The organism is Paenibacillus sp. oral taxon 786 str. D14, from assembly GCF_000159955.1.
GTDB lineage: Bacteria > Bacillota > Bacilli > Paenibacillales > Paenibacillaceae > Fontibacillus > Fontibacillus phoenicis.
In genome coordinates, this window is sequence record NZ_GG695982.1 from 106,720 (window position 1) to 119,751 (window position 13,032).

The window sequence follows — 13,032 nt, forward strand, 5'->3', positions numbered from 1 at the left end:
CGGAGAGTCGCCCCGCTATTACGGGAGCATCCCCCATACCCCTGCAGCGCTGCGCAAACTCATCAAAGAAATCGGACCTGCCGAAACGCTTTCGTTTTGCTATGAGGCAGGACCCACAGGTTACGAAACTTATCGCTGGATCACCTCCATGGGAGCTCCATGTGTCGTCATTGCTCCATCGCTCATTCCCAAACGCCCCGGCGACCAAGTGAAAACAGATCGACGTGACGCTGAGCAACTTGCCCGTTTGTTCCGTGCAGGAGAACTCACTCCCGTTTACGTGCCCGAGCGAGAAGATGAGGCTCTACGAGAATTGGTTCGCGCCCGTGAAGCTGCCAAGGAAGATGCCCACCGGGCTCGTCAGCGGGTCTTGAAGTTCTTGCTCCGTCACCAGATAGAGCCACCGGCCACAATCAAGCGTCGCTGGACGAAGAAGTATCGCGTCTGGCTGGGGCAACTGGTATTCCCGTACGAGCCCATGCAGGTGGCCTTCGATGAGATGCTTCATGCTTTGAATGAGATCGAGCAGCGCATGGGTCGCCTAGAAAAAGCACTGGTAGAGCAAGCGGCGACCGGCTCCAAGGCTTCGCTAATTCAAGTTCTTCAGTCCTTACGCGGGATTGGATTGCTCACAGCCATCACCCTTGCGGCTGAAATCGGAACCTTTGCGCGTTTTCGCTCCCCAGCCCAACTGATGGCGTACTTGGGACTGGTCCCTCGTGAGTATTCCACGGGCCTAAGTACTCGTCGAGGCAGCATGACCAAAGCCGGAAACGGCCGCTTGCGCCGGACTTTAGTGGAGTCCGCTTGGAGTTACCGTCATCGTCCTGCCGTGAAGGGCGATCTCGCCAAACGACTAGATGGCATGCCGGCCGACGTACAACTGTTGTCCTGGAAGGCCCAAGAAAGATTGCATTACAAATACCGGCATCTCGTGTTTGGAAAGAACAAGCACAAGAATGTGGCCGTCGGTGCGGTGGCCCGGGAATTGATTGGGTTCATATGGGCGGTTGCTAGAACCGTGGAGCAGCCAGCAGCTTCCTAACGCATTTGGACGATGAAGGACGCAGGGGACCTTGCCCCCTGCACCCCCACACTCGCCGTGTGGCGTTCCTCATCTTCGATGAGGAATTGCAAAAGTGTTGATTTGTAACTACCCGCTTGTCAAGGAAGACGCTTGACAAGCTCACGCCTGAGCACGAGGCCCGGGAGCAAACGAAGGTTTGGGAGAGAAATTGCGTTGTCCGTTTGCACTAAGTTTCGGAAGGGACTGAACGTGCGTTTCTAGCTTGCAAAAGCTCTCCTTGACGAAGGCATAACATGTGGTAACCAACCCACGGATAGCAGCGTGCCGACCGTCGCTCGCATTTTTGCTCTCGCGCCACGTGCTCAGGCAAGGTTTAAACTGAGGGCTTGACTAAAACGTTCATAGCAACGGATATGATGTATATTTTTGATGAACCCAGTACCGGATTGCATCCCCGTGATGTACACCGCCTCAATCGGATGCTCGAACGACTCCGGGACAAAGGAAACACCGTGATCGTGGTCGAGCATGACCAGGATGTGATTCAGATTGCCGATCATGTCGTCGATATTGGACCGGGCGCGGGTGAAAGTGGCGGCGAAATTGTCTATGAAGGAGATTTCCCGGGGTTGTGCGATGCCGATACATTAACCGGAAAGTATATGAGAGATACCCTATCCCTAAAAAAGGAAACTCGGAAATCCGCCGGATATCTTTCCGTTGTTGGAGCCTCAAAACACAATCTGAAGAATGTAACTGCTCATATCCCTTGTGGTGTGCTCACTGTCATTACGGGAGTGGCCGGTTCGGGGAAAAGTACATTGATTTTTGATGTTTTTCTGGAGCAGCATCCGGAGAGCATTGTGATCGACCAAAAATCAGTAAGTGCCTCGACCAGGTCAACCCCGGCGACTTATACGGGCCTTATGGAGGCGATTCGGGATGTTTTTGCCTCAACGAACAAGGTAAGCAAGTCGCTTTTTAGCTTTAATTCGGAAGGGGCTTGCCCGGACTGCCAAGGCAACGGGTTTATTACTACGGATCTTGCATTTCTTGAGAGTATTCGAATGACTTGTGAAACTTGTCATGGGAAACGCTTCAAAGAAGAAGTTCTTCAGTATAAGTTAGATGGGAAATCCATATCGGATGTACTGGACATGACCGTATTAGAGGCTCTATCCTTTTTCAGGGAGAAAGAAATGGTCTCCATTTTACAAGCATTATCGGATGTAGGATTGGACTATATGACGTTGGGGCAACCGTTGAATACGTTATCGGGCGGGGAATGTCAAAGAATTAAATTAGCGGGCGAGCTTCACCGATCCGGTAACATCTATGTGTTGGACGAGCCGACAACGGGACTTCATATGTCCGATGTGAGACATTTATTATCCATTCTCAATCGCTTGGTTGATAACGGCAGCACTGTCATTGTGATCGAACACCATCTGGATGTGATGAAACAAGCGGATTGGATTATTGATCTTGGCCCCGATGGCGGAAAACATGGAGGAGAGATCATGTTCGCAGGCACGCCGCAAGATTTGGTGACCAGATGCAACTCGATAACTGCACAGTATTTAAGAAATAATATTGCGGGGGACTGAACCTTGAAAATCGAACGGTTATTAGGGATCATTGTGCTGCTGATTCACAGGAAAAGGATGAAGGCGGAGGACCTATCGAGGTATTTTGAAGTATCCGAGAGAACGATATACCGGGATATCGATTCTCTTCATCGTGCAGGGATTCCCATCGTATCGCTTTCCGGACAAGACGGCGGCTATGAATTAATGGATGGGTTCAAATGGGATAAAACGTATCTGACTTTAGATGATTTACTCTCGATCCAATGGGCGTTAAGAAGCATTGAAAAGGCTACGGGGTTCGAGGATATCCACGACTTGATTTCAAAAATCAATCTATTAATCGACACAGTCCCCGCGCAAGACCCAAGCATCCAATTGCAAATTTCGCATTCGAATAACAGTTCGCAACCTATTCAAGCCCTATACAAATCCATTCAAAATTGTACTGTAATCAAGATTCGATACGTGGATCATAAAGGAAGTGAAACCGTGCGGGATATGGAACCCATGGGAATCTTTTTAAAAGATTATCACTGGTATACTTGGGGATATTGTTTACTGCGGAAGGAACTCAGAGTCTTTAAATTAACCCGGATCATTGAAACGTCTAACACAGATCGCTATTTTACCAGGCGTGCCTATACGATTGAAGATCTCTATGGCAAGGATGATGGGAAAGCGGATAGCGGCATTGTCACGGTTGGCCTCCAATTTAGCCCAGAAATGAGGGCGCAAGTATTAGATCATTTTCAGAAAGATGAAATCATAAGTCATCCGGACGGGACAATCCTCGTAAAGAAAAATTATTACACGGTTGATAAAGCTATCGCTCAAATTATTGGTTTTGGAAATAAAGTCCGTATTATTTATCCTGAAGAGCTCATTCAAACATTTATAGCCTGTTTAGATGACATCAAAAAATTGTACACCGACCAAGCTCGTGGAGAAGTTTAAGGTGGATCACGAAAAGCTCCAAAGCTGCTGGCCGTGCTCCCGCGTTCGGATTGGAGGAAACTGGGGATGCTTAAGCGAAGGGGAGCCTTTATAATAGAATATGAGGTAGGCTAACGAGAAGATTGGAGTTTGAAAATGAACCATAATTTCTGGCGCGATTTACCGCGACCCTTTTTTATACTTGCACCGATGGAAGATGTGACGCACGTGGTGTTTCGCCATGTCGTGAGTAAAGCAGGAAGGCCGGATGTCTTCTTTACGGAGTTTGCCAATACGGAGAGCTATTGTCACCCTGAAGGGAATCATAGTGTACGTGGTCGTTTGCTTTTTACCGAGGACGAACAACCCATGGTAGCCCATATCTGGGGCGATAAGCCGGAATATTTTGAAAAGATGAGCATCGATATGGCGAAGTTAGGCTTTCAGGGGATCGATATCAATATGGGATGCCCGGTTCCGAATGTGGCTACGAATGGGAAGGGGAGCGGCTTAATTCTCCGACCCTCGGTGGCCGCTGAAGTGATCCAAGCTGCCAAAGCCGGGGGCTTGCCAGTAAGCGTGAAGACACGACTGGGTTTCACCGAGGTGGAGGAATGGCGGGAGTGGTTAACCCATATTCTGAAGCAAGACATTGTCAATCTGTCAATCCACCTGCGCACCCGAGAAGAAATGAGCCAAGTTGCAGCCCACTGGGAACTGATTCCGGAAATTAAGGCGCTGCGCGATCAAGTCGCACCACAGACCCTGCTCACGATTAACGGCGATATTCCCGACCGACAAACCGGCTTGAAGCTGGCTGAGCAGTATGGGGTAGATGGAATTATGATTGGGAGAGGGATCTTTAAGAACCCGTTTGCCTTTGAAAAAGAGCCAAGAGAGCACAGCACGACCGAATATCTGGATCTGCTGCGGTTGCATTTGGATCTCCATGATCAGTATTCCAATCAATTGGAGGCGCGTCCGTTTAAGGCGCTGCAACGTTTCTTCAAGGTGTATGTCAAAGGATTCCGCGGGGCAAGTGAACTAAGAAATCAACTGATGAGCACCTCATCAACTGATGAAGTGCGGGAGATGCTGGACGAGTTTACTCAGCAAATGGCCAGCGAATAAAGTAAACATAAGCAAAACAGGTCAACTATGGGCAGAACGCCACCATAGTCGACCTGTTTTTGTATAACTGTGTATTTCCCTGATTTACTTATGCTCTGCAAATCTCCACCAAGCCACGGTTCCGGCGAAGCCCACGATCGCCGTGAGGACGAGAATGCTGTAGCTGATGAAGCCGATATCTACACCCTTCGTCAGAAGAACCGGAATAGTCCATGGGAAGTACGGGCCGAGGCCGAGCTGAACAACCGCATTGGATGCGATGATGATTACGAAGATCAGCCCAATCGGGGCGAGATACCCTTTCGTGATATTGGCGATTAAAGCACTGGTTGAGCTGACAGCCATAATAAGCACGGATGTAAGCATGAACGTCCCGAAGAACTGAAGGATGGAGGAACCGGAACTGCCATTCACCCCAATGAAAGATCCGGCGATCGTAATTAGGGCAAAAGTGAAAAGGGCGATCAATATATTCCAGATCGTAATCACGATGAATTTCGACAGCACGCTATACGATTTGGGAATAGGCTTTACGATCAAATCTTTAATGGTTTTATCGGTGTATTCTCGTCCAAACACCCATGCTGAGGTGAAGGAGAACCCGACCACCAGCAGCGAGGCGATGGAGTCAAAGATATCCGTATAGTACATGTCCCAAGAAACGCCGGGCTCCTTGAAGAGCCCAATCAATAAAGGCATGGCGATAAAGACGACAGCTACGACCCAAAATACGATAGACTTCCATACTTTAAGCAGCTCGTTATGAATAAAAGAAAGTAACATCAAGCGTTCCCCCCTGCTGTACGAATGGTCCGTAAAAAGTAACTTTCCAGATTTTCAGTGACTACGCTGAGATGGGTTGGCGGTTGGCTTGCACGTACTAACAGGTCTGCCAGTTGTTCTGGATTCCCCAAGGCACGCTCTTCAGTCAGCTCCAGCCGTTCATCCTCAGTATCTTTGAACGTGTACCCATTCTCGGCGAGAATATGTCGAATGGCATCGATATCTCGTCCGCCCACAACCAGTTTCTTCTCCACCGAACGCTCCAGTTGATCGATATTCATGTTCTGGACAAGTTGCCCTTTGTGCATGATCGCCACACTGTCAACCAGCTTAGACAGCTCCTCCAAGAGATGGCTGGAGAGGAAGATCGTGACGCCCTCGTTGCGGGAAAGGTCAAGTAACAACTCCCGGATTTCCACGACACTGGCTGGATCCAGCCCGTTGACCGGCTCGTCCAATATCAAAACCTCTGGGTTATGAATAATCGCTTTTGCTAACCCTAGGCGTTGTCTGTTCCCTAGAGACAGGTTTTTGGCTTTCTTCTTACGGTGAATTTCTAAATCCAGCTTCTTAATGACGCGGTCAACGGCCCCTCGGTCGGAGATCCGGTGCATTCTTCGGGCGATCTCCAGATTTTCCACCACGGTAAGATCCGGATAATAAGAAGCTTCCTCCAAGTAACCAACGTGGCTCCAAAGCTTATAGTTACCGGAGTCCACCTTGCTGCCCAACATATAGATGCTGCCGGAGGTAGGCTTGAGCAGCGACAGGAGCATCTTAATTGTTGTTGTTTTGCCAGCTCCATTCAAACCGAGGAAGCCCATAATTTCCCCTCTGTGTACTTCAAGCGAAAGGTTGCGAACCGCATGAAAATCGCCGAAGCTCTTGCTGACATTATCCAATTGGATGGCGTTGGTGCCGCCTCTTCTTCCATTACTCATCTCTCTAACCACCCTTTACTTTAAAATTTAGAGAAAACACGATTTGGTGTTTCACCTGAGCACAGCTTGTACTTTAAACGACGAATCTCAACTGAACCTCAACCCAGGGCGCCGAGTTGTTGATTTTCGGTTTATTTTTGGGGAGTATATTCAGTAGAAAAAAGGGGGAGATCCTGTGTTTGATATCTTGGTGGTCGAAGATGACGTCAATACGCAGCGACTGATCTGCGCCGTGCTTCAACGCGGGGGCTACAACTCGCATGTGGCCGGAAATGGGATCGAGGCACTTAACCTGATGGAGGAACGTCACTTCGATTTGGTTGTACTAGACTTGATGATGCCGGAGATGGACGGATACCAATTATGTGAGGATTTACGTAGTGCGGGGGACAACATTCCGATCCTGATGGTGACTGCGGCCCATGATATCAAGTTTAAGCACAATGGCTTCCTTGTCGGAACCGATGATTATATGACTAAGCCCTTCGACGAGCAGGAACTGCTGTTCCGAATCAAAGCGCTGTTGCGTCGCGCACAGATCGCGAACGAGCGCAGGCTAGTTGTCGGGGAAACGGTATTGGATTACAACGCACTCACTGTGATAAGGGGAAATCAACAAATCTCTTTGCCGCAGAAAGAATTTTACCTTCTGTTTAAGCTGCTTAGTTATCCGAATAAAATTTTTACGCGATTGCAGCTGCTTGAGGAGATTTGGGGGCCAGATACGGAAACGGATGATCATACACTGAACGTTCATATCAACCGGCTGCGCGACAAATTTAGAGACAGTCCCGATTTTGAGATCGTGACGGTGCGCGGTTTGGGATACAAAGCGGTGAAGAGGGGATGAACTTGATCCAACAGTTTTTGCCGAAAAAAATCACCCTAGCCGTGACATTAGTCGCCTGGGTCTTTCTCGTCATGGTGCTGTCGATTACATCTGCTGGCTTGCTTGCCTTCTTGCTGAACCGCGCAGGCTGGATTGACCTGAATCAGCCGAATTCCTATCGCGGCATTTACGTCCTGATCTACATCAGCATTTTTATGGGCGTTGTCATTGCCGCGTTGTTAAGCAGACGATCCGTCAAGCCGATTCGCGATATGATGGAGGCTACCGCGAAGGTGGCCAAAGGGGATTTTTCAGCCCATGCGACGGTGAAGGGGAGCGTCGTTTTTGAACTAGACGAGCTTGCCGTCAGTTTTAACAAGATGGTGCAGGAGTTAAAAGGAATCGAAACGCTGCGAAGCGACTTCGTGCGGAATTTCTCCCATGAGTTTAAAACGCCGATCGTCTCCATCAGCGGCTTCGCCAAATTGCTGAAGCAGGGAAATCTCAGCGAAGAAGATAAGCAGGATTATCTGGATCGCATCATTCAGGAATCCGAACGACTCGTGGAGCTGTCCACCAGCATTCTCAACTTGTCGAAGGTGGAGAACATTGAAATTTTGAGCGAAAAGACGAGCTATCGGCTGGATGAACAGATCCGACTTGCCGTTCTGATGCTGGAGCCGAAGTGGAACGCGAAATCGCTTCAGCTCGATATCGCATTGGACGATGTCACGATACACGGCAACAAAAACCTGCTTCAGCAAGTGTGGATCAACCTTCTCGACAATGCGATCAAATTTACGGGTAGCGGCGGAAAGCTGAAAATCGCGCTTCAGCGGAGGGGGCAGCAAGCGATCTTCCGGCTTGAAGATAATGGCCGCGGGATGGATGAAGAGACGATGCGGCGCATGTTTGATAAGTTTTACCAAGGCGATTCGTCCCGCTCCATGACAGGCAATGGATTGGGATTAACCATTGTCAAGCGCATTGTCGATTTGTGCGAGGGGACGATTGAGGTGGACAGTGAGCTTGGAGTAGGCTCAGTGTTTACGGTTCGGCTGCCGCTTGGCATGGATCCTCAAACTAAGGGTCAATAAAAATGACGCCCCACATCACTGATGGAATTTAAGGTGAAGGGGCGTCTTCGTTTGTTCACTTCTCATTTCAGCAGCGGCAAAAAAATCTCATCCACGATCTCCTCAATGGTCTTCATAGAAACGGGTTCCAACGTAATTAGCAGTTCATGTCTCACAAGATCTACAGGCAGCCTGGTAATGCGCGGCGTAACCTTCTCCGGACGAATTTCCCCTCTTTCTATGGCTCGGTCCAAAATAACGGTCATCGTATTCGTTCTTCGAAAATTGAGAATATCGGAGAAAGGAATGTCAGATACTACGGACATCAGGCCGTGAATCGTTTTGGGGCCAATTTGCTGCAGCATCTCATTTAACTCATTCAGCAAGAGGAGGACATCGCTGCGCAAATTCCCGGTATCCGGGACTGAAACCGTCGGCAAATGGTTCAGAATCGCAGCTAAGACAAGCTCTTCCCGATTCGGCCAACGACGATAAATGACAGGTTTGCTGGTTTGAGCCCGAGCGGCAACTCCTTCAATCGTAAGGTGATGAAAGCCAATTTCCATCAATTCGTCCCATGCGGCTTGAAGAATCGCCCCCTCCAATTCAGCTCCTCGTCTTCGCGTTGATCCTTCTCCTTCATTGATTTTATTCATAATACAAACCTCCAATAAAATACGTTGCGTTTCTTATTCGATTGTAGTATGATGAATCCGAATAAGAAACGTTTGGTTTCTAAATGGATAAGGAGTGATACACGTGAGTAAACCAGGCGAACTTGCAGCATCACCATCAAAAATGAAAATCGATCCAGCTGTCATGAAAGTGGCATGGATTCTGTTGGTGGGGATGCTTGCCCCTTTATTCGATACTACCATAATGAACGTCGCCATCGATACCCTTGGCAATGTACTGCATGCTCCAGTTACATCGATCCAGTGGGTGATGACGAGTTATTTGCTCGCGATTAGCTTGGTTATTCCCATTTCCGGCTGGTTGGTTGATCGTTATGGCGGTAAAAATATGTGGAATTTGGCTTTAAGTTTGTTTCTTGTCGGTTCTGTATTGTGCGGCTTGTCTTGGAATGTGGGAAGCCTCATTGCTTTTCGCGTCATTCAAGGCTTGGGCGGCGGTTTGATGATGCCGATCATGCAGACGATGATTGTCCGCGCAGCAGGCGGGCAGAACTTAGGCCGGGTTATGGCGATTGTGGGGTTGCCGGTTCTGATCGGGCCGATTCTTGGTCCCGTATTGGGCGGGGTAATTATCCATAATCTAGATTGGCGTTGGATTTTCTATGTTAATATTCCGGTGTGCTTGATTGCCCTGTTCTTATCTCTAAAGGGATTGCCCAAAGATGATGTCGCAAATCATCCGCAGAAGCTGGACTTACTAGGTTTAACTCTGGTGTCTCCGGCGCTCGTGCTGATGATTTATGGACTTACGAAAGTCAGCTCGGAGCATGGTTTCTTTAAAAGTCCGGTTCTTGTTCCCATCGCGATTGGACTGTTGTTTTTGATCGTCTTCTGCTGGTATGTACTCAGAAAAACCGATCATCCGATCGTCGATCTGCGAATCTTTAAGAGCACAACGTTCTCTGCATCTGCCTGTCTGTTGTTTATCTCAGGGCTTTCTTCCTATGCCGGCATGTTGTTATTGCCGCTGTATTATCAACAGGTTCGCGGTCACAGCGTGCTTGCTTCAGGGTTGCTGTTGATTCCTCAAGGCCTTGGGATGTTAATGACCCGCTCCTTGGCAGGGAAGCTGACGGATACCATCGGCTCCCGATGGGTGGTTCTCGGCGGTACTATTCTGACGCTGCTCGGAACTTTACCTTTTGCCATGAGTTCAGTAGATACCAGTGAACTGATGCTGGCCATATCCCTGGTTGTCCGCGGCGGAGGACTTGGGGGCTTGATGCTTCCGATTATGGCCACCGCCTATGAGGGGTTATCGAAGGAATTGGTACCGCATGCCAGCAGCGCAACCCGGATTCTTCAGCAAATTGGGGGTGCGTTTGGGGCTTCGGTCTTTGCCGTCATCTTGCAGAATCAAATCAACAGCCAACCCGTTCACGATGTCTCAGCGCTGAACACAGCGTTTAACCATACCTTTATGTGGTCCGTTGTCTTCACGATTGTATCGCTTGTGTTTATCATCTTCTTGCCTCATAAGAAAAAGAATACTGTTCTTAAACCCAGCATCAACTGATGAGGTAAAACGGGTTTGAAATAGTCTTTCTTGAGGGGAATCCCTTGAGGAAGAGAATACTAAACAGCTGTTCGCAAAGCCCAAGTGAGGGATTCGAACAGCTGTTTTTTGATAGCTCTACACCGCGAACCTTGGAAAATACCATCGTATCCCTGAGTGAACCATCAACCGCACATGCATCTTAATCAAGATGACTAGGTGGTGCCATTCTAGCAAAATTGCGTTATAGTAGGTAATGCAATCGGAACATTCGAAAGGGCAGTCATCATGAATAAAACAAGTTCCTTCTTCCTTCGCAAGAAAGAAGAATTAGGTGTTGAATTAAATGAAATCCAGAAGCAAGCGGTCCTTCAAACAGAGGGACCCTTGCTATTGTTAGCTTCACCAGGATCGGGGAAGACCACAACGATCATTATGAGGATCGGGTATCTGATCGAGGAGAGGGGAGTTTCTCCCAGAAGGATCAAGGCAGTAACGTTTAGCCGCGCTTCAGCGCACGATATGAAGGAGCGGTTTAACACCTTCTTCCCAGAGCTGACACCGGTTGATTTCTCCACGATTCATAGCTTGGCCTTCGAGGTGGTGCGGGAGCATTTTCGTGCGACCCAGACGTCGTTCCAGATCATCGAAGGCGATGTCGACGCCGCTCAGCAAGAAGCCAGCGGTTCGGAGCAACTTCCGTTACATAAGAAGATCATATTGCGGAATCTCTATAAAGCGATCACCGGAGAGAATATCACAGATGACCAGCTGGACGAGCTGACGACCTACATTAGCTATATCAAAAATAAAATGATCCCCTCCGAGCAATGGTCCGCGGTTAAAGTGGAGGTGCCCCATGCCGAACGGATCTTGCGGGAGTACGAGCTCTTTAAGCAGTCTGGCACCCGGTCGCTGCTGCTTGATTATGACGACATGCTGGTGGTTTGCGAACGCATCCTGGCGGAGAATGAAGGGGTGCTCCGCAGGTACCAGAGGCGTTATGATTATGTCCTCACAGATGAAAGCCAGGATACGTCCAGGGTGCAGCATGCGATTATCGAGAAGCTGGTGCAACAGCATCGTAACCTATGCGTCGTTGCCGACGATGATCAAAGCTTGTATAGCTGGCGAGGGGCCGATCCTGCATATTTGCTGAACTTCAAGCAGGTCTATCCGGAGGCGTTGATCTTGTTTATGGAGCAAAATTATCGCTCTACCCCAGAGATCGTGAACGTCGCCAACACATTGATTCAGCGCAATCAAGACCGATATCCGAAAAAGATGTTCACCGAAAATCCCCCGCACAAGCCAATTGAGATACGCCATCTGGATGATTACAGCGATCAGGTTAAATATCTGGTGAACGAGATTCAGCAGATCAAGAACTTTGCCGAGGTGGCGATCCTGTATCGGAACAATTCCTCATCCATCGCGTTAATGAACGAGTTTGATCGTGCGGGCATTCCTTTTTATATGAAGGATGCGGATAACCGCTTTTTCTCCCATTGGGTTGTCGAGGATATCTTGAATTTCATGCGGATGACGTTCACGGATAAACGTCCCGATATTCTGGAGAAGATCCATCTGAAATTTAATGGATATATCAGCAAGGAGCAGATGGCGGCGCTGCTCAAGATTCGAAATGAGGAATCCGTCTTTGATAATCTGTTGAACCGGGTCCCGCTTAAGGATTATCAGGTGAAGCAGCTGCAGATGTGCAAGGAGACGTTTCAGGAAATGAAAGGGATGCCGCCGCTGCATGCGATTCGGGTGATCCGCGATCGACTGGGTTATGAGAAAGCCCTGGAGAAGATTTGCGAGTGGAAGGGATTCCGTATGGAATATCTCTTGGGGATCTTGAACACGCTGGAGGAAATCGCGGCGGAATTGGCGACCATGGAGGAATTCGCCGCCAGATTGAAATACTTGGAGTCGATCTTGCGAACGGCGAGAACCAAGCGAGGGCAAAATGCGGTCACGTTCTCGACGATGCACAGCTCCAAGGGCTTAGAGTTCGAGCGCGTGTATATGATCGACCTAGTGGAAGGGATCATTCCGTCTAAGGCGGATAAGGAGAACACGGACATGATGGAGGAGGCGACCCGGCTATTTTATGTGGGGATGACCCGGGCGAAGAAACATCTGGAGCTTCTGACTTACAAGAAACGGGATGGGGCAGAGGTGACGGAGTCGAGGTTCGTGGCCTACGTGAGGTACATCCAACTTCCACCCCAAGCGGGCGAGCCTTCGTCTGCGACTTCGCCCTCCATCCCTGTTCCAGCGCAGGACAACCCCAATGCCATCCGAAGGCTGGCTGAGCTAAGGGAAGGGGAATCTATCGTCCACCGGGCTTTCGGAAAGGGAACCATTCTGCAAGTGAATGGGGAACGAGTTCATATCCGATTTGAGGAGGGGGAAAAAGCTTTATCAACGACCACCTGTCTCCAAATGGGCTTGTTGGAACGGGCGGAGGATGCATCCTAGCTAAGCGATGCAAATATACGGCTAGGAAGTAAACATGAACTTGAAA

Annotated in this window: 10 protein-coding genes and 1 pseudogene; 8 read left to right on the top strand and 3 right to left on the bottom strand. The window is 49.0% G+C overall.

Annotation, left to right across the window (positions count from 1 at the left end; all coding sequences use genetic code 11):
* From POTG_RS15290 to POTG_RS15305, 4 genes and pseudogenes are all read left to right on the top strand, one after another.
* Nucleotides 1–1,045 (top strand): IS110 family transposase (locus POTG_RS15290; protein WP_009225738.1); only part of this gene is annotated, 1,045 nt, incomplete at its 5' end.
* Between the two features lie 392 nt (nucleotides 1,046–1,437).
* Nucleotides 1,438–2,634, top strand: a pseudogene (locus POTG_RS15295) (ATP-binding cassette domain-containing protein); the annotation flags it as partial.
* Between the two features lie 3 nt (nucleotides 2,635–2,637).
* Nucleotides 2,638–3,570 (top strand): helix-turn-helix transcriptional regulator, encoded by a 933-nt coding sequence (locus POTG_RS15300; protein ID WP_009225740.1) that lies wholly within the window; start codon nucleotides 2,638–2,640, stop codon nucleotides 3,568–3,570.
* Nucleotides 3,571–3,705: 135 nt separating this feature from the next.
* Complete coding sequence (locus tag POTG_RS15305; RefSeq protein ID WP_036645733.1) at nucleotides 3,706–4,680, top strand: tRNA dihydrouridine synthase; 975 nt, start codon at nucleotides 3,706–3,708, stop codon at nucleotides 4,678–4,680.
* 84 nt (nucleotides 4,681–4,764) lie between these two features.
* On the opposite strand, the gene POTG_RS15310 is transcribed toward POTG_RS15305, so the two are convergent.
* Both POTG_RS15310 and POTG_RS15315 read right to left on the bottom strand, forming a co-directional pair.
* Complete coding sequence (locus POTG_RS15310; RefSeq protein ID WP_232228378.1) at nucleotides 4,765–5,463, bottom strand: ABC transporter permease; 699 nt, start codon at nucleotides 5,461–5,463, stop codon at nucleotides 4,765–4,767.
* Nucleotides 5,463–6,404, bottom strand: coding sequence for an ABC transporter ATP-binding protein (locus tag POTG_RS15315; protein ID WP_009225743.1), 942 nt, complete (start codon nucleotides 6,402–6,404; stop codon nucleotides 5,463–5,465). The genes POTG_RS15310 and POTG_RS15315 overlap by 1 nt, the downstream gene beginning before the upstream one ends.
* Nucleotides 6,405–6,579: 175 nt before the next feature.
* On the opposite strand from POTG_RS15315, the gene POTG_RS15320 reads away from it, so the two are divergent.
* Both POTG_RS15320 and POTG_RS15325 read left to right on the top strand, forming a co-directional pair.
* Nucleotides 6,580–7,254 (top strand): response regulator transcription factor, encoded by a 675-nt coding sequence (locus POTG_RS15320; protein WP_009225744.1) that lies wholly within the window; start codon nucleotides 6,580–6,582, stop codon nucleotides 7,252–7,254.
* The gene (locus tag POTG_RS15325) at nucleotides 7,251–8,330 is read left to right on the top strand and encodes a HAMP domain-containing sensor histidine kinase (protein WP_009225745.1); all 1,080 of its coding nucleotides are present in this window, start codon (nucleotides 7,251–7,253) and stop codon (nucleotides 8,328–8,330) included. Before POTG_RS15320 ends, POTG_RS15325 begins: the two co-directional genes overlap by 4 nt.
* A gap of 62 nt (nucleotides 8,331–8,392) precedes the next feature.
* Here POTG_RS15325 and POTG_RS15330 read toward each other — a convergent pair whose 3' ends face one another.
* A complete protein-coding gene (locus tag POTG_RS15330; protein WP_009225746.1) occupies nucleotides 8,393–8,965 on the bottom strand; it encodes a TetR/AcrR family transcriptional regulator in 573 nt (190 codons plus the stop codon).
* Nucleotides 8,966–9,068: 103 nt separating this feature from the next.
* Here POTG_RS15330 and POTG_RS15335 point away from each other — a divergent pair, with 103 nt between their 5' ends.
* On the top strand, nucleotides 9,069–10,520 hold the full coding sequence (locus POTG_RS15335) for an MDR family MFS transporter (protein WP_009225747.1): 1,452 nt from the start codon (nucleotides 9,069–9,071) through the stop codon (nucleotides 10,518–10,520).
* Between the two features lie 267 nt (nucleotides 10,521–10,787).
* Nucleotides 10,788–12,986 (top strand): ATP-dependent helicase, encoded by a 2,199-nt coding sequence (locus POTG_RS15340; protein WP_009225748.1) that lies wholly within the window; start codon nucleotides 10,788–10,790, stop codon nucleotides 12,984–12,986.
* Nucleotides 12,987–13,032: the final 46 nt, after the last annotated feature.